The organism is Paenibacillus polymyxa M1 (genome assembly GCF_000237325.1).
Taxonomy (GTDB): domain Bacteria; phylum Bacillota; class Bacilli; order Paenibacillales; family Paenibacillaceae; genus Paenibacillus; species Paenibacillus polymyxa_C.
The window spans coordinates 3,030,855-3,048,113 of sequence record NC_017542.1; the positions used below are offsets into that span (position 1 = coordinate 3,030,855).

Here is a 17,259-nt window from a genome sequence, read left to right on the forward strand (position 1 = left end):
AGTGTCTGCTCAAAAGATTCGTCATCTTTTTCTCTTTTCCTTGTGTGAAAAATCAAGATAATGTAATAGTATCTTTTGCTTGATAACTTGTAATAAAAGAGTTGGCTTCCACTTACAGTTGATACCTCTTATAAATTACTAATATGAATTTTTCATATAATGAATTATTTTCTTTAAATTTCATTCGAACGAGGTACCAAAATACTTTGATTTACAGCAAAAAACCGCGCTATGCGCGGTTCGGGCTTCCGTAATGCTATGGCTATTCATTAATAGGTTGAAATTACTGCAAATATTCAAGCGCCAGCGCTAAAAAAATATGTCCTGAGATGAGTAACGCACGCTCATCAAAATCAAAGCGAGGATGGTGGTGAGCAAAATGGGTTCGTTCATCCTCATTACGAGCGCCCACAATAATAAAAGCTCCAGGTCGTTGTTCTAGATAATAGGCAAAATCCTCTGCTCCCATGGCCGGTTTTAAGTCCATAAAAGCATCTGCTCCATACAGCCTACTGACTAGCTCACGTACCCGTTCTGTTTCGGCCTCGGCATTCACCAGAGCAGGATAACCATTCAAATAATCAATTTCGTATCCCGCATGATAAGCATCCGTTAGACCTTTTACGATACTACGAATTTCGTTTTCGACTTCCTTGCGTATATCCTTATTAAACGTACGTACGGTCCCTTCAATTTTGGCTTTATCTGCAATTACATTAAAGGCAGTTCCTGCTTGAAATACCCCAATCGTTAACACTGCTGATTCCGTAGGGTCCACTCTGCGACTCACGACCTGTTGTAGTCCGTTCACAATTTGACTGCCGATGACAATGGAATCCACTGTCTGATGCGGTCTGGCGCCATGTCCGCCCTTGCCGTTGATTTCAATTGAAAAGGCATCGGCAGCAGCCATTGCCGGCCCACTCTTTAAGCCGATTTTGCCCAGTGGAATTTCCGAGGAAAGGTGAATACCATATACTGCTTCCACCCCATCCAGACAACCATCCTCAATCATGAATTTGGCTCCGCCAGGCGGTTTTTCTTCGGCATGTTGAAAAATAAACACAAGCTTTCCCTTCAGTGTCTCACGGTGATGGCTTAACACTCGTGCCACTCCTAGCAACGCAGCTGTATGACCATCATGTCCACAAGCATGCATAACACCGGGAACGGTCGATTTATAAGGCGCATCCTTTTCATCCTGAATAGGAAGTGCATCAAAATCAGCACGAAATGCAATCGTTCTACCTGGCTGCCCGCCTTCTAAAAAACCGAGCACACCGTTTCCACCGACATTCGTTCTTACTTCAATACCAAAAGAGCGTAATTGGTCTGCGATAAATGCAGATGTATTCGTTTCCTCAAAAGAAAGCTCTGGATGCTGATGCAAATATCTTCTCCACGCAATCAGTTCTTGTTCACCATCTTTTAGTTCCTGAACCCATTTCTCCAGCATATTACCCTCTTTTCCTATTGAATTTATATACTTCTATCCTTATCTTAGCATAAATGATTCCAATAAGTTATATATGAATTACCAAATAACTGTATACCTGCGTTTTTACCAATGTCAATGCAAGTTCTAATTGGAACGATCCATGAACAGAAGGCTTGAAATGACAACAAAAAAGCCGACAAAATATTCTCCTCGGCTTTTTTCTGGTGGTTTTCTATTATGAATTTTTCATGTATTGAAAAACTGACTTATATTCCCTCGTACTGGATGTGTTTGCTCCCTATACTCACCATTCGTATAGCTTCCAATGACCTTGCGCCAAAAGGATTGGGCTGGTCTATTCGTGCTCATCTGAGTCACCTTCCATCGCCCATTAAAACGTCCAAACAGCTCATGAGCCGCCCAAGTGCCCACGCCATTGTGTCGATAAGGACGAAGTACAAAGAACTCAGCCATGTAATAGTCAGCTTCTCGATTGCTAGACATTCGGTCAACGAGTGCAAAGCCCACAGGAATATCCTGTCTCCAGATCAAAAAAGGCAGCTTTTGTTCGTCGCTCGTCCAGTATTGATACAAGTCTGGATAAGCCGGGAATGTCCCCTTCTCAGTGACATCAATTCGCAGATAGGCTGTAAAATCGTATAAGTAAAATTGCATGAGCTGGACAATAATGTCCTTCTGCGACTCTGGTACACTCTTTATGGACAGCTTCAATTCTGATTTGATATTATATCCCATACTTTCACCTCTCTTGGCGGTCAGCTTGTTCTTTACTTTGATTACTCCCATCCAGTGCTGTTCAAAATATGCTAAAATACATGTATTATGACCGGACGAGGTGAACCCTATGAACATACAAAAGATCATCGACCGGCGCAAACTGGATGAAAAGTTGCCGGATTTGCCATGGTACGTACAGCAATTTATGGATTACAAGCTTCCCGACCTATCCCCCTCTACTTTGCTGGAATATGTGCGGGATTACGAAGCTTTTTTTTCATGGCTTCGCTCGGAAGGCTTGTCTGCCGGAGAAACGAATGCCCAAGTTACACTGGAAGAATTAGAGACACTCCATATGGATAGCATTACAGGTTTTCGTTTGTTCCTGTCTACCAAACGCGAAGGCTCCAATTCCCGTATCACCATTTCACGTAAACTATCGTCCTTGCGTTCACTCTTTCATTATTTGAGCCAAATCGCTGAGGATGAAAATTTTTATCCGTTGCTCAAGCGCAATATTATGGCCAAAGTCGAAATTAAGCGCGTACATAAACCCAAGGATACAGCCGCCAAGCTCAAAGGAAAAATACTGGAAGAGGAAGAGCTGCTTGAATTTATCGGCTATATTTATGAAGGCTACGGACAAGATTTGGCTGATAACAAGCAAGCCCTATACTCCTATGAATTAAACAAGGAGCGGGATGCCTGTATCGCAAGTCTTATTCTGAACTCGGGGCTACGTGTATCCGAAATCGTCAACTTGAATATGGATGATCTCGATATAAACAATAAATTACTGTATGTGTACCGCAAAGGAAATAACGATGAAACTTTTAAAACGCCAGTATATTTCCGCGAGCAGTCCAAAGATGATCTCGCACTTTATTTGTCCTTAAGACATACCCGTTATCGCGCTCCAAAAAAAGAAAAAGCTCTTTTTGTCGCACGTCCCAACGGCAGTACGGAGGGCAAACGGATGACTAAAAGAGCGATTCAAGCTATGATCATCAAATACGCCAAACGGTTCGGCAAACCCTATTTGACCGTTCACAAGCTCCGTCATTCCTTTGCTACTGACTATTATTTACAAAATGATATCTACAAAACCAAGGAACAGCTGGGTCACGCTTCGACTGAAACAACGGAAGTCTATGCCCACCTGACTGACAAAACGATGTCTCAGGCGATCGAACGACGGATAGAGACTCAGACTGACCCAGCCGATTAATGGCCCTCTCAGCCCTGCTCTGTCTGGAATCCTGCTCTGTGCCTCTGAATTTGTTCGAGTAACCAGCGGCCTGCCGGATCGCTGGCATCGGCAGGATATATCTGCACCGTTTGTTCATCTGAGTAGTAATCCTGAGCCCAATCCATATGGCACTCCCAAACTACTACTCCCTGTACATTTGTCAGCTCCTGAACAAGTCGGGCATCCGATTGTTCTCGCACCATGACCAGCTTCGGATATTTTTCCTGCTTGAAGCCTTCCAGCAACACACAGTCATACGCCTGAAAATGCCGGATGAGTCCGGTCACAGGCCGACTATGTTCCTCTAAAATCGCTGTTCTTCCTGCCGAAACAATCGCTACGCCTTCGGCGCCTGCCTGTCGGTGCTTGTACGTATCTGTTCCCTCATGATCCATCTCAAATTCATGGCCATCATGCTTGATCACTGCTACACGTAGTCCTGACTGCTGCACATAACGAATTAAACCTCCGAGGAAGGTGGTTTTTCCTGTATTTTTGAATCCGACGATTTGACATACAAATGGATGTTTTGTTTTCACGTCACCTGTCCGCCTTGAAGCACCAGTACATGCACCTCTTCACCTTCGCGCAAGCCTTCTGTTGTGGGAGGGACTACGATCAGACAATCGCTGTCCTTAATCGTGACCATGGCACTGGATTCATCTACTCGCGCAGGAATCGCATATACTTGTCCACCACGTATCTCCAGAGAACTGCGTACAAAGCGGGTATAGTTGTTTACCTTCGTATAATCTGCTCCTAGCTTCGCTGTCCAGGTTTGCAAATACGGATGTACCGAAGATAACATCATTTGAATAGTTGGACGTACAAACAGCTCACAGCCTACAAAGCATGCGCCGGGATTGCCTGAGAGCGCAAATAACAGCTTGCCGTCTATCACTGCGGCTGTGGTTACACTACCTGGACGCATCGTAACCTTGTTGAACAGCATATTCACATCTTCCTGTCGCACGAGGTCACCCATAATATCAAAATCACCCACCGACACTCCACCACTCGTAACCACGATATCATAGGTAGCTATTGCTTCTCTGACAGAAGCCCGAGCAAGGTTCAAATCATCATGAATGGCTTGCAGAATGAACGGCTCTCCTCCTGCCTCTCTAATTTGAGAAGCCAGCATATATGTATTACTGTTTCGAATTTTCCCCGGTTGTAACGGCTCATCCACTGCGAGCAATTCTGACCCTGTGGAAAAGACGGCCACCCTTGGCTTCCTGTAAACGGGCACCCGATGTACACCAAAAGTAGCCAGTACCGAGATGTGCCCTGCTCCCACACAAGTTCCCTTACTGAGCAAAAGCTGACCTTCCTTAATCTCATGACCAATTTGTGTCACATTTTTGCCAACTTCCATACGCTTCTTCAAGCCAACATATGTCTGTCCATTTTCCTCACGCAGCTGTGTCGCCTCCAGCATAACCACCGTGTCCGCTCCTTCAGGTAATTGTGCTCCTGTCATGATGCGGGCTGCCATTCCCGTCTCCACCCGCTTGTCCGATACGGTGCCACAAGGAATTTCATCAATCACATGTAGCCAGATTTCCTGACCAGTCGAACAGACTTCAGTGTCCGAGGCAAGGATCGCATAGCCGTCCATACCAGAGCGACGAAAGCGGGGATACGGATGTGGCGCAGTCAAATCCATCGCCAGATAGCGACCATGTGCTTGCTCAAGCCCTACGTCCTCCCTTTCGCTCTGTTGAACATAACTAGCTATCCTGCTTTGTGCCTCTTCCACCTTAACTGCTTTACGTTGGAATTTTTCTGTATTTAATGGCGTCTGATTCATGTTCTCACTCCGTTCTTCTAAAATACCCTCTTTCTGTTATAACGCTAAAACCGTTATCTGGCAAATCTGAACGGTATTTATTGGATTGCTGCAAGTCTCTATCCGCCAAAAAACAGCCTGAATATCATATCGCGGCTGTTTTTGGTAGACTTTAGTCTTTGGTTTTTGGTTTTGCATGTCATCACGTCAGTTTTCTACGTATATTAGGTTATATTATTTTTACCGAAATAGATTGAATCTATTGAAACCTCATACAACGAGGACATTTGCTGCGCTCGAGCTATTGTTAAATCAGATGAATCTTCCTCTATATGTTTTAATTCATTCATTGACATACCAAGTATATTGCAAGCTATTAACTCACTATATCCTGAAGCGAGTCGTGCCATCTTTATTGTATAAAAGCTAGTGCAAGTTACATTTTCATTTTTATCTGCAACCATCCAATCAACTCCACAATATAATTGATAAAAAAGTAATTTACCTGTATACTCTGAACGAAACACTTTTCCCCTGTTAGGAGCAAGTAAGGTGCAAAAACTTACTCGGGGGAAATGCCTTTTGAAAGAGGAGCTCAAATCTCATGGACGCACTCAATCATGGCTCGCCCGACGAACTGGATATTCGCGGCAACAAATATCCAACTGGATCGCGGGACGTGACAAAATGTCATTCGAGGCGGCAGTCCTCATTTCTAGGATATTGGAGTGTAAAGCTGAGGACTTATATGAGTGGGAACTTGCCTGACAAACAGGCATTTCCTTCGGGGCATTTGTACATGCCGGCATTTACAATATATATCCCGCTTTCACCCTCCTTTTCTTATATGTAGATTGTTTTCACCTTAATTTAAAAGATTGTTATTTTTTTCATAATCAATTTTATCACATGGAGAATGATTAAAAACGGGAAATATGTCGAATTAAATCGAAACCGTCCGGCTTATCCTAGTCTAACTGATTATTGACTTATTCATTTAAATCTGGTAACAAAAATGACCCCTGAATTTTCATGGGTCATTTCCACAGTTTTTTAAGCGCTTTAAGTTTATTATGAGACATCGAGCAAGTGAAGTCAGATCCTTCGAATCGTACCAGCCCTCCAAATGCGTTAGACTCAATTTCACAAACCAAGTCGAGATTTATCAGGGTATCTTTATAAGCTGGATATAGATACGGAAAAGCTTCCCTGCAAGCCTGTGCGGTTAGCCCGATTGTATAAGAGCGATCTCCAGAGTGGAAACGCGGGACATAGTAATTTTTTTTAGGTTCCCACATATCCACACTAAGCATATTCCCTACCTTAAAAAAACCGCTCACTGTTGCCTTACCCACTACCTTGATTTCCGATCCGAAAATATAACGAATTTCTCTATCGGCATTCATTGCATCCGCATATATTTGTTTCCATCGAGATAAATTGGCTGAATTTATACTTTCTTTGATGTCTTGATTTTTAAAAACAACCTGCCCCCCTCCATAATCTCCCGTAACGATCTTGTCCACTTGTGTGATGTTAACCAAATTAGATCCGTCCAAATTGCAAAAAGTGGGTAAGCCTACGGAACATTCATGGAGGGTGGTGGGAACTGTAAATCTTCCATGAGAAGTATGAAAAAGCGGGATGTGATAATTGCTTTTAGGCTTCCACAATTCAATCGCAACTAGGTGATTTTCGCAAAAGAAAGAGCAATCTCCAAGTGAATTGTCATCAAGCAATGGAGTGGCTAGGATTCGCTTTCCCTCTTCCATTAAATTCAGTTCTTTTCTGTTTTCTTCAGCTCAGCTGGTACCGGTTTAGCGCCAAATATTGTTTTTTCTTTTTTGGTAGACTCGTTAGCGTATTTCCCAAGGCTTATACTTAAAACTCTCGCCAATTTCTTATCCATTTTCGCTCACCTCCTTTCCATAAAGGAAGAATACTGAATGCTTGTATAACTATAGATAAACATATTATGTGAGATTGTACAAAAAAATTTAATATGCAAACCAAAATACATATCGTTTTATAATACTTGTGATATTTGGTCTTATTAATATAGATAAAATGATTGGGAGCATATACTACAAACACTAATAATGAACAAGCGTTAATTATCAAAATTGTTGATAAACCTAAAGAAACAAAAGGTATAGTTACACATATGGCCGTTGTAAAACAGACACAAAGGGTAAGGTTGCTGAAGTGTACCCCACCTGAAAATCTCCTTACAAACATGATCGTAGCCAGAGCTAGTAATGCCCCCCAAAAATGTCCTGTTATCCAGGCTATAACTGCAACCATTAGTACTGCCGAAATTTCGGTTATTTTTATACCAATCGCATACTCCATCACTTCTACACTTGTAGGTCCATCAGGATCAGCTTTCTTTATTTCTGATGCGATGTGCCTCGATAGCGTTTCTAGCATCCTCGTAATCTCCTTTCTCTGAAAAGAAGTACGAAATTCCAAAAGTTAGCAATGAGATGGAAAGTAGTCCTATCGTATTGGAGTTATAGAGCATATACAAAGTAACAAGAATAGTGACAAATGATATTAGGGAGCCTATGATGAACATTTTATTAAGGGGTGATAGGTAATTTTCACCTTTCAAAAAATCATGTGGGGGCTGAATGATAAATGAGAAACCAAAGTTGTATTTCCCCATGACAAAAGAAATAAAGTACGCAGTAAAAATAGAAGCTAACTGTATAACGTAAATGGAAGAACCAGAAGTATTATTAATAATATCAGGTTGTGCTACTCCGAAAAAATTTGCAAATATATATACAAATAGCTGTAGGTTAATGTAAGCTGTTAGACCAGAACCAGCAGAAAAAGCTGCAAGATATGTTTTGATCCCTAAACCAAGTCTTAAAAAGAGAACCATTAACAAATACTGAAGCGGAAAATCTAATTTAGGCATGCCTATAACCTCTCTCATGAGATAGGAAAACAAAGCTATGCCAATTGCATAGATAAGTATTTTTCTTCGATTTTCCCACACAGGAAGCATATAAAGCTTCAAGACCAAAGTAACTGCCGCTAAAGCATCGAAAAAACCAAGTGAAATATATAAAAAAGCAGATAACACAGTTACATCATCCTCCTATTTCGCCTGATGTAATTGTATATTTTACTAATAGAAGTGGCAATGAAATAATCTAGTAAACTGGTAATTTTTGTGCAATTTGAGGTAAATATTTTTCCATTTGACTTTTTTCTTCAAATTCTATATCCATTTGTGCTAATAAAAAAGCCCCCAAGTGGGCGACGTTGTTTTTGCCAATGTATTATGTTGGTTTTTTTTCGATATCAAGGTTATAATCTACTTAATTTGGGGTGGAGGGATTATAGTGGCTTTAAGTGACAATTTTAAAAAATTACGTATAAAATATCATTTGACTCAACAAGAGCTTGCTGAGATCGCTGGGGTTACCAATAAAGCAATTTCAGCTTGGGAGAGCGGACTTTCTGAACCACGAATGGGTGCTATAGAAAAGATAGCTCGTCATCTCCATATCAAAAAAAGCAATATCATTGAAGACGATGGCATTGAGCACATAAGTTCTGATCAAGTGTAGGTCAAAGTAGACGGTAATAAAATCGAAGTGAGAGCATCCGTTCAATTCACTGTAGGTTATATCAAACAACAAAAAAAGGAACTGTGCATCAGCTCCACAGTTCCGCAAACAACTTTAGAAGAATATAAAGTATTACCATTATCGTCGACTACGCCGGCTAATTTTACCTGAGCCGCTGCGTGTTTTAGGCTTACTATACGATTTGCGCGGCGAATCAAATATGCTGGAACCGCCGCTGCTGCCTCGGTCACGTGAAATCGAGCCTCTGCTCGGTGAACTGCTGGAGCCTCTATCGAATAAACTCCCGCTTGATCCAACGCTGGAATCCGAATTTTTCCCTCTACGGGTAACTGAGCCTTTTCGCTCCACCGTTATCGGCGGGATCGTTTTTTTCTCCTGTGCTGTTGGAGCACGATATTGCCCTTGTGAAGGTCGGTATACATCTCTGCTCGAATAACCTCGATAGGAGCCAGACCCCCGCAACGAATCGAACAGAGCATCCAGCACAGTTGCAGTTAAGTATCCTTTTAGAAAGCTGGAACTGTAATTTTGCTCGACATACTTTTTACTGTCAATTTCAATGAGTGTGTCTTCCTTCTTAGCTGGATCCTGCTGCAAATGGTACCACTCATCACTATATACCAGAAACATTCGCTCATTGCTCTGAGGTGACATTTGTTCCGGTGTACGCTGTTCTTTCAATTCCTCCGCTACTTCGGGAACCGTTTTGCCTGCTGCGCGATACACGTACGAGGTCGAGTTTCCGCTACCACTAACGGATTCCAGCGGATACGTATCTTTCACATTTGGCGCGCCGCAGCCGCTTAACACGGATACGAACAAGCTCAGCGCCACAATGACCTTTAATGCATATTGCCAGGTGCGTTTGCTCATGTGTAACCCTCTCCTAGCTTGCCCGAATAACCTTGACGTCTCCGGTAATCACTTCTTCTCCTTCATAAAGCATAAAGCGACCGTCCTGCCATTCTACCCGCAATAGATGGTAATCATCAGACTGGTACTGCCAAACATGTTGCTCTCCACCCTGCCGGAAAGGAGCACGGCCCATAACGGTAACATGCCCAAAATACTGTTCTTCCAAATGATACGTTATATCATCCAGTTCTAAAATGGTCGGTACTTCCTCCGGGTTGTCTAGTCTGCCATCGATGGCCTGATAAAGCCCGAATTGCAGTGTTTCCCGTTCCTCAATATGAAGATAACTCACTTGATTACCATCCTGAAGCGTCAAAACAACGGCATTCCGAGCACGATTATGTACACGACCTACCACTTCATAGGTGACAAGCGACACCTCACAAATATCCCCTGGATTTAAGTGAAGCATGCTTTTTTCCGCTTTCGGCGGTTCAGGTTTGGCAAATAGATTTGAAATTCGTTTCCATACACTCATGGTCATATTCCCTCCTTACTTTGCCTAGAAGCATGCTGTAATGATTAAGGCACCAACCAAATGCAGCGCTCCCGAAAACAGACCGAAACCAATTTTACCTTCCTGGGTACCTTTATCCAGATCAAACTGTGCCCAATACCGCAACAGCAGGCGCACAATCACTTCTAAAACAAGCAGGATAATAAAGGCAATCACAGAATACACAAGCGCTTCGAGCAAATTATTAGCGGTAGCAATTGAACCTGATAAAATATATCCTTGTGCAATCAGCTTCATAATCATCCGTACCGTTACGGCCATATTTCCGGCTTTTACTTCGGCAAAATCCTTATACTTTGTAAATAAAGAATCGACATACATTAATACGAACAGCAAAATAGCACCCGCGCCCGTCCATACCAGCATCGCTTTCATCGTTTCTAAAAAATGCATTTGCTACCATCCTCCACATCTTCTTGAATACATATATTAATTTACGCCCCCAGGCAGGGAAAAGCGAAGGAGAAAACGTTTCTCCTTCGCTTACTGAGCCATCACACTAGCGGCAATACTTAAAAGTTCTTATTTGTTTTCGTATTGTTTCAGCAAAGCAGCAAGTTCATCGTCCACAGCACTTTTCTTATCCAGCTCTTTGAACTCTTCATCCAGCGATTTTTCCTTGGAAGCCATTTCGTTGCTCGCTTCAGCACGTGCTTCTGCTTGCAGCATTTTTTCCTCCATACGCTTCAATCCAGCAGTTGCCGTATCCGAGCTAAAACCGTTCATAGCTTTGTTAATTTCAGTTTGCGCTTTAGCTGCGTTATAACGGGCAACCAGTGTCTCGCGCTTGTTTTTCATTTCAGTCAGCTGTCTACGCATTTCATCCAGCTTACCACGCAGGTTGTCAGCTGCAGCTTTGTTTTGCTCATAACCAGCTTGGAACTCGTTCATTTTTTGTTCGGCAGATTTCTTTTCTTCCAGCGCACGACGAGCAAGATCCACATTTTGTGCTTTTGCAGCCGTATGAGCCTGTTCTTCGCGTTTTTTCACCAAAGCTGCCTGTTCTTCGTATTGCTGTTTGAATCTCTTTTCAATAGCAATTTGAGCGGCTACCGCTTTCTCTGCGTCTTCCAGATCCTCTTGCATATCACGAATGTATTGATCCGTCATTTTAACTGGATCTTCTGCCTTGTCGATAATGGCGTTAATGTTAGACATCGTAAGATCTCTTAATCGTTTGAAAATAGACATGTGAAGTTCCTCCTAGAATTGAATGCTTAAATTTTAAGCTCTGTACACATGTTTACGCAAGCTTTGCAAAGAGGTTTCAAAAATATCTAAAAACCGCGTAGATAAGGCTCTGGGATATCTGCCTGTACTTTTAGCGCCCGTGAAGCATGCAGCGCCCAATAGGGATCACGCAGCATGGCACGCCCTATGGCTACCAGATCAGCTTCATTTTGCTGAACGACTCGGCGGGCATCCTCATAATCATCCAATAAGCCGACAGCAATGACAGGCACATTCAATTTTTCACGGATGGTATGAGCCAAATCGACCTGATAACCAGCACGCGCAGACGGGCCTCCGCTGGAGCCTATCGGACCCTCACCACCAGAAGAAATATGGAAAATGTCTACACCTGCATCACGATATCGTTCCCCTATGGCTGCTATGTATTCAACATCATATCCGTCTTGGACATATTCTTTGGCAGATATCCGCATTAGCACAGGCATATCAGCAGGAAGTACCTCTTTAACAGCACGGATCACCTCAACACCAAACAGTGACAAATCCTGCCCATATTCATCTTCTCTGGTATTGGTTAAAGGGGAATGAAATTGATGGATCAGATAGCCGTGAGCACCATGAATCTCTACCGTGTCAAAACCAGCTTCTACCGCCCGGCGAGCCCCCTCTTTGTAGGCCTGAACCAGTTCCTTGACTTCTGCTCTCGTCAAAGTGTGGGGATCTTTAAAGCGTTCACTAAAGGGGATCGAGGACGGGCCTACAGGTGTCTCAGCATCCTCGGCCTTGCGTCCGGCATGGCCTAATTGAATGGCAATTTTGGCACCATACTTGTGGACTTCCTCTACAATTTTGCGATATGCAGGATTATGTTCGTCACTCCAAATGCCCAAATCACGATCCGTAATGCGTCCATCCGGATGAACCGCTGTCATTTCCACAATTATGAGCCCAGTCCCTCCTACCGCGCGACTCACATAATGGACATAATGCCAATCCGTCGGTTTGCCGTCCTTGGCCTCCACGCTGTATTGGCACATTGGGGGCATGACAATCCGATTTTTTAATGAAAGCCCCTTTAATTGATAAGGAGTAAACAAGTCGGTCACTTTTATCCATCCTTCCCTCAATTCCAAGTATGTATCATTATGAATAGCATCCCCATTATACACCAGCTGTCACGGTATACCGAATCCTTTGTAAGGCTAAAACTTGCGAAAATGCTTCAGTTTTCGGTCATGTTTAAGAGAAAATGTACGTTTACTTCGTCATCTTCACGGATACCCGCTTCATGATGTACTTCTCTTCAGCCGTGTAGGGCTTCACTCAATCACCAGCATAATTTTAATAGGACAGGTACATAATAGCTGAGAGCACCACTAGGTACCACTGCACGGAAAGGGGGAATACAAATGCGGTACAGGGGAGTGTTGCCATGTTTAGCACTGTTACTAGCATTTTCAAGTTTTCCCGTTCACGCGGACACGCCTCCTAACATCGGAACGCCCCATCCCAAGGAAGCTGCTGCCGCTACTTCGGTATATCAAAGTAAAGATCGAGCTACTCCAACATTAGCGATGCTACGAAAAAAGCATGCGGACATTTTTAAAATGTGCGGCCCGCACACCCGCCAAATTGCCTTAACCTTTGATGATGTGCCCGATTCAAGGTATACGCCGCAGGTTTTGGACGTATTACACGCAAACGGTATCAAAGCTACCTTTTTTATCGTCGGCCACCGTGCGGAAAAGCATCCGGGGATCATACGCCGCATCATCCGCGAAGGTCATGCTATAGGAAACCATTCCTATACTCATCCGGATTTCAGGAAGGCCACACCAGAACGTTTTCGCCACCAGATTACAAAAACAGAACGCATTTTAGAAGCCAGCATAGGTTTTCGACCCAGATTGATACGACCACCCTATGGTGAAATCACGGAGCCTCAAATCCAGTGGGCACGTCGTCATGGGTACATGATCGTCAATTGGAATGTGGACTCTCTAGACTGGAAGGGATTAAGCAAAACACAAATTCAGCGCAACGTGATCCCGGCTACCAGACCTGGCTCCATTATTTTAATGCATGCAGGTGGAGGTCAAAGTTCCAACTTGCAAGGCACTGTCCAAGCTTTGCCGGGTCTAATCCACTCTCTAAAAGCTAAGGGCTACAAATTTGTCACTGTCCCCCGGCTACTTCACACATCGGAACGAAAATAACAGTATGTCTAAGCTTCAAATATACCAACAACGTAAAAAGGCTGCCTTAACGAGCAGAATGCTTCTGCTTGTAAGACAGCCTTTTTTAGCGATAAACGACCGGGCCTAATAAAAAGTCGTCCCAGTTATATGTTGTATGATAGATCAAGTTTACATAACTTATATTATGTTTAATCAAATCATACATAAGCACAATGCTATTTATCAATGACGTACAGTTTCACATTCTGGAAGCCGAAGTCGTTCACGAATGATTTATTGCCAGGGATAAAGATATCAATCCGCTTTCCGGTAATAGCACTGCCCTGATCACGGGCAACGGCCACAAAAGAATGATCTGGCAATCCGGGATGGGAATAACCTGTAACTAGCACCTTTGTTCCCATAGGAATGACTTTCGGGTCTACCGCAATTGTACCTAGCTTAAGCGGATTGCCGTAATAATCGACCGCACCCCATTTGCCATTTTCATCAGCTGCGGCAGAATATGCTGTAGCTTTAACATCAACTACTTTACTGTAATTGAATGTTTTGCCCCATGCTTCAATTGTTGGCTTCTCATTCGCTGGTGCTTTCTCTGTAAGAAGCTGTGGCTTCGAATCCGAAGCCGCCTTTACACTTTTTTCGTCTGGCACTTTAATTTGCAGACCTGCATATATGTTGTTGGACGCAATATCCGGGTTAGCCTTCGTCAACTCATCTACTGATACCCCATAACGTTGAGCAAGCAAAAAGAAGGTATCGCCTTCTTTGGCAGTATGAAGCGAAGCAGCATCTGCTACTCCAGCTGTCTGTGCCAGCCCTGCAATAGCTGCAGCAAGCACCGCAAATTTCATAGTTTGTCCAATATGTTTTAAATGTTTCAAAGATATGTACCTCCTCTGTTATGCCTGCGAAGTTAGCTGTCGGATTCGGACTCAGGAGAAGCCCTATGCTTGTGCAATTCACCCCTAGGCATATCCACAACATCTTATGATGCATTGGAATCATTGCCGTTGTTACGTCCCCCGCACTTCCCATGGTTTGAGCCCAGCACCTGAGTATTTATTATCATTACTGCTGCCCCGGTAAGTTTTGGCTCACTGCATAATATCACAATTTTGTAACCTTATCTGCATGAAAATGTTGGTAACCTTGAATATCATACTATACTCATTACAATTTTGTCATCAAGAATCCGTTTTCTGTTACGAAAATATGGAGATATGGTGACAAAAAGAGAAAAGCCCTCCGTGAAACATCATCACGAGAGGGCTTTGTTAATATTTCATAAAAGCATTTTCTTACAGCACTTTAGCAAGAAAATCACGGGTACGGTCATGGCTTGGAGTACCGAATACTTGCTCAGGCGTACCTTGTTCTATAATTTGACCGTTGTCCATAAAGATGATTCGATCCCCTACCTCACGGGCAAAGCCCATTTCATGCGTCACGATCACCATCGTCATGCCGCCCTCAGCGAGCTTCTTCATCACGTCCAGAACCTCTCCAACCATTTCAGGGTCAAGAGCAGAAGTAGGCTCATCGAACAGCATTACGTGCGGCTGCATGGCCAAAGCACGTGCTATCGCAATACGTTGTTTTTGACCGCCAGATAACTGGTTCGGGTAGGTATTCTTCTTATCCTCAAGACCCACGGTCCGCAGGAGCTCCAGCGCAATTTTCTCCGCTTCTTTCCCCGACTGCTTTTTCACCTGCGTTGGTGCAAGCGTCAGATTCTGCAGTATTGTTTTATGCGGAAACAGATTAAAATGCTGGAAAACCATCCCCATCTTCTCCCGAGTCGCATTAATATTATGACCACGGGCCGTAATCGGCTCACCCTCAAACAAAATTTCCCCTTCTGTTGGCTGTTCCAACAGATTCATACAACGCAAAAACGTACTTTTTCCTGAACCACTCGGACCGATAATGACGACTACTTCACCTTTGGCGATATCTATATCAATGCCTTTTAAAATTTCATTCTTACCGAATGATTTACGCAGTTGTTTAACGGTGATCACTGGCTCTCAACTTCCTTTCCCATAAACCCAACAGCTTAGATAAGCTGAATGTCATTACAAAATAAATGGCGGCTGCGATTACGAACGGACTCAAGCCTTCGTAGGTAATATTCTTAATGACCTGGGCTTGATACATAATATCCACCATCCCAATGGTCGAAATAATTGATGATTCTTTAATGATCGTAATGAACTCATTACCAATAGCAGGCAATATAGATTTAAATGCTTGCGGTAAAATGACATGACGCATTGCTTTGCCTCGTCCCATCCCGAGCGAGCGGGCAGCTTCCATCTGTCCACGGTCTACTGCCTGAATACCAGCACGGAAAATTTCAGCCAAATATGCCGAACTATTCAGAGACAACGTAATTATACCGGACTGAAGTGGCGTAAAATTAACCCCCAACGTCAAAGCAACTCCGTAATGAATGATCATGAGCTGCACCAGCATAGGTGTGCCGCGCAGTATCTCTACATATGCGGTACCTAACCACTCGATAATACGAATCCCACTCATCCGCAGCAAGGATATGATCAGACCAATAATGAATCCGAACAGTACTCCAAGCGCAGACAGCAATAGGGTGTAGCCGATACCCGTAGCGTAGAAACTGCGATATTTCAAAAATATATCTACAATGCTATTCGAAGAAACTTGTCGGTCTGCAGACAGTGCACTTGCTTCTGTAGAAAACTTCTCAATCGAACCGTCTGCTTTCAGGCGAGCCAACGTTTTATTTACTGAAGCAAGCAATTCCGCATTTCCTTTACGAATGCCTACAGCAGTTTCTGCTCCTTCATCCTCAGGTACTGCCTTGGCAAGTGTTACGGTACCGTCTAGTGTGTATCCTTTAGCAACGGTATCCTCGATTACAACCGCGTTGATACGGTTGGTCCGAAGCTGGAGTACCAGATCGGATATTTTATCCAATGAGGTCACAGAAGCATTAGGCACTTTTTGCGCAATTTCTTCCTGGATACTCCCCTTCTGCGCACCGAGCTTCTCTCCTTTTAGAGCAGCCATCGTTGAATATTTGTCTTTATCCTCTGGACGTACCATAATGACTTGCTTGGAACGATAGTATACATCCGAAAAATCAATGCTCTTTCTGCGTTCATCCGTCGGTGTCATACCGGACAGTACCAAGTCTACGCGACCACTTTGCAGAGCAGGCAGCAAAGAGTCAAAACTCATGTCCTCTGGGACCATCTCCGCATTCAGATCCTTGGCGATTTCCTTGGCAATTTCAACATCAAACCCAACAATGGTATCCTGACCGTTAATAACTTTATGAAACTCATACGGCGGAAAGTCAGCACTCATGCCCACTACAAGTTTTTTCTGTGGCTTTTCTTCCGATCCGTATGCAGTGAGCATGGGAAGACCAGCCAACAGTAAGATAACCGCCGACAAAACCAGGGCGGTAAAACGATATGCCTTTTTCAATCTTTTTTTCTCTCCTTAAATTCTTTATAATAAATAAGATTGTGTCATTATAAATGAATATGCATGATTATGCAATGAATGTTATAGTACAATTTTAGTATATCTATCGCAGTACCTACATTACAGCATATATAAAGGA

21 protein-coding genes and 1 riboswitch are annotated in these 17,259 nt (G+C 43.3%); of the genes, 4 read left to right on the plus strand and 17 right to left on the minus strand.

The genetic code is table 11. The features are described 5' to 3' along the window. Positions 1 to 283 precede the first annotated feature (283 nt). Together PPM_RS13330 and PPM_RS13335 are read right to left on the minus strand one after the other, a co-directional pair. Positions 284 to 1,456 (minus strand): M20 metallopeptidase family protein, encoded by a 1,173-nt coding sequence (locus tag PPM_RS13330; RefSeq protein WP_013371417.1) that lies wholly within the window; start codon positions 1,454 to 1,456, stop codon positions 284 to 286. A 228-nt stretch (positions 1,457 to 1,684) separates the two neighbouring features. Further along, positions 1,685 to 2,194, minus strand: a complete 510-nt coding sequence (locus PPM_RS13335; RefSeq protein WP_014599807.1) for a GNAT family N-acetyltransferase — start codon at positions 2,192 to 2,194, stop codon at positions 1,685 to 1,687. 109 nt (positions 2,195 to 2,303) lie between these two features. Here PPM_RS13335 and xerS point away from each other — a divergent pair, with 109 nt between their 5' ends. Continuing rightward, positions 2,304 to 3,404: a tyrosine recombinase XerS gene (gene xerS / locus PPM_RS13340; RefSeq protein WP_013371419.1), complete on the plus strand. Its 1,101-nt coding sequence runs from the start codon at positions 2,304 to 2,306 to the stop codon at positions 3,402 to 3,404. Between the two features lie 8 nt (positions 3,405 to 3,412). On the opposite strand, the gene mobB is transcribed toward xerS, so the two are convergent. From mobB to PPM_RS13355, 3 genes are all read right to left on the minus strand, one after another. Then, positions 3,413 to 3,964: a molybdopterin-guanine dinucleotide biosynthesis protein B gene (gene mobB, locus PPM_RS13345; protein WP_013371420.1), complete on the minus strand. Its 552-nt coding sequence runs from the start codon at positions 3,962 to 3,964 to the stop codon at positions 3,413 to 3,415. Beyond that, positions 3,961 to 5,238 carry a gephyrin-like molybdotransferase Glp gene (gene glp / locus PPM_RS13350; protein WP_013371421.1) on the minus strand — a complete coding sequence of 426 codons (1,278 nt, stop codon included), beginning with the start codon at positions 5,236 to 5,238 and terminating at the stop codon, positions 3,961 to 3,963. Before glp ends, mobB begins: the two co-directional genes overlap by 4 nt. A 203-nt stretch (positions 5,239 to 5,441) precedes the next feature. Then, on the minus strand, positions 5,442 to 5,681 hold the full coding sequence (locus tag PPM_RS13355) for a helix-turn-helix domain-containing protein (RefSeq protein ID WP_016820734.1): 240 nt from the start codon (positions 5,679 to 5,681) through the stop codon (positions 5,442 to 5,444). 88 nt (positions 5,682 to 5,769) lie between these two features. Between PPM_RS13355 and PPM_RS13360 the strand changes: the two genes are divergently transcribed. Next, the gene (locus tag PPM_RS13360) at positions 5,770 to 5,985 is read left to right on the plus strand and encodes a helix-turn-helix transcriptional regulator (RefSeq protein ID WP_016820733.1); all 216 of its coding nucleotides are present in this window, start codon (positions 5,770 to 5,772) and stop codon (positions 5,983 to 5,985) included. A 269-nt stretch (positions 5,986 to 6,254) separates the two neighbouring features. Here PPM_RS13360 and PPM_RS13365 read toward each other — a convergent pair whose 3' ends face one another. The 4 genes from PPM_RS13365 to PPM_RS13375 are packed head-to-tail and all read right to left on the minus strand — an operon-like array spanning position 6,255 to position 8,311. Beyond that, entirely contained in the window at positions 6,255 to 6,989 is a 735-nt protein-coding gene (locus tag PPM_RS13365) for a hypothetical protein (RefSeq protein ID WP_013371423.1), read from the minus strand. A gap of 5 nt (positions 6,990 to 6,994) precedes the next feature. Then, entirely contained in the window at positions 6,995 to 7,126 is a 132-nt protein-coding gene (locus PPM_RS30405) for a hypothetical protein (RefSeq protein ID WP_013371424.1), read from the minus strand. Next, positions 7,099 to 7,647, minus strand: coding sequence for an accessory gene regulator ArgB-like protein (locus PPM_RS13370; RefSeq protein WP_043885981.1), 549 nt, complete (start codon positions 7,645 to 7,647; stop codon positions 7,099 to 7,101). The genes PPM_RS30405 and PPM_RS13370 overlap by 28 nt, the downstream gene beginning before the upstream one ends. Beyond that, on the minus strand, positions 7,598 to 8,311 hold the full coding sequence (locus PPM_RS13375; protein WP_013371425.1) for a hypothetical protein: 714 nt from the start codon (positions 8,309 to 8,311) through the stop codon (positions 7,598 to 7,600). Before PPM_RS13375 ends, PPM_RS13370 begins: the two co-directional genes overlap by 50 nt. A gap of 262 nt (positions 8,312 to 8,573) precedes the next feature. On the opposite strand from PPM_RS13375, the gene PPM_RS13380 reads away from it, so the two are divergent. Continuing rightward, positions 8,574 to 8,801 carry a helix-turn-helix transcriptional regulator gene (locus tag PPM_RS13380; protein WP_013371426.1) on the plus strand — a complete coding sequence of 76 codons (228 nt, stop codon included), beginning with the start codon at positions 8,574 to 8,576 and terminating at the stop codon, positions 8,799 to 8,801. A gap of 138 nt (positions 8,802 to 8,939) precedes the next feature. Here PPM_RS13380 and PPM_RS13385 read toward each other — a convergent pair whose 3' ends face one another. The 5 genes from PPM_RS13385 to PPM_RS13405 form a co-directional block, all read right to left on the minus strand. Beyond that, positions 8,940 to 9,695 carry a DUF4247 domain-containing protein gene (locus PPM_RS13385; protein ID WP_013371427.1) on the minus strand — a complete coding sequence of 252 codons (756 nt, stop codon included), beginning with the start codon at positions 9,693 to 9,695 and terminating at the stop codon, positions 8,940 to 8,942. A 13-nt stretch (positions 9,696 to 9,708) separates the two neighbouring features. After that, a complete protein-coding gene (locus tag PPM_RS13390; protein ID WP_043885983.1) occupies positions 9,709 to 10,215 on the minus strand; it encodes a DUF4178 domain-containing protein in 507 nt (168 codons plus the stop codon). 24 nt (positions 10,216 to 10,239) lie between these two features. Continuing rightward, the gene (locus PPM_RS13395; protein WP_013371429.1) at positions 10,240 to 10,647 is read right to left on the minus strand and encodes a DUF350 domain-containing protein; all 408 of its coding nucleotides are present in this window, start codon (positions 10,645 to 10,647) and stop codon (positions 10,240 to 10,242) included. Between the two features lie 129 nt (positions 10,648 to 10,776). Then, positions 10,777 to 11,445, minus strand: a complete 669-nt coding sequence (locus tag PPM_RS13400) for a PspA/IM30 family protein (RefSeq protein ID WP_013371430.1) — start codon at positions 11,443 to 11,445, stop codon at positions 10,777 to 10,779. 86 nt (positions 11,446 to 11,531) lie between these two features. After that, positions 11,532 to 12,554 (minus strand): NADH:flavin oxidoreductase/NADH oxidase, encoded by a 1,023-nt coding sequence (locus PPM_RS13405; protein ID WP_013371431.1) that lies wholly within the window; start codon positions 12,552 to 12,554, stop codon positions 11,532 to 11,534. Between the two features lie 303 nt (positions 12,555 to 12,857). Between PPM_RS13405 and PPM_RS13410 the strand changes: the two genes are divergently transcribed. Continuing rightward, positions 12,858 to 13,664, plus strand: a complete 807-nt coding sequence (locus PPM_RS13410; protein ID WP_013371433.1) for a polysaccharide deacetylase family protein — start codon at positions 12,858 to 12,860, stop codon at positions 13,662 to 13,664. 197 nt (positions 13,665 to 13,861) lie between these two features. Here PPM_RS13410 and PPM_RS13415 read toward each other — a convergent pair whose 3' ends face one another. The 3 genes from PPM_RS13415 to PPM_RS13425 form a co-directional block, all read right to left on the minus strand. Then, positions 13,862 to 14,530, minus strand: coding sequence for a 3D domain-containing protein (locus PPM_RS13415; RefSeq protein ID WP_013371434.1), 669 nt, complete (start codon positions 14,528 to 14,530; stop codon positions 13,862 to 13,864). 6 nt (positions 14,531 to 14,536) lie between these two features. Further along, positions 14,537 to 14,704, minus strand: a riboswitch (cyclic di-AMP (ydaO/yuaA leader). A gap of 243 nt (positions 14,705 to 14,947) precedes the next feature. Next, complete coding sequence (locus tag PPM_RS13420; RefSeq protein ID WP_013371435.1) at positions 14,948 to 15,670, minus strand: amino acid ABC transporter ATP-binding protein; 723 nt, start codon at positions 15,668 to 15,670, stop codon at positions 14,948 to 14,950. After that, positions 15,657 to 17,120 (minus strand): ABC transporter substrate-binding protein/permease, encoded by a 1,464-nt coding sequence (locus PPM_RS13425; RefSeq protein ID WP_013371436.1) that lies wholly within the window; start codon positions 17,118 to 17,120, stop codon positions 15,657 to 15,659. The genes PPM_RS13420 and PPM_RS13425 overlap by 14 nt, the downstream gene beginning before the upstream one ends. Positions 17,121 to 17,259 lie beyond the last annotated feature (139 nt).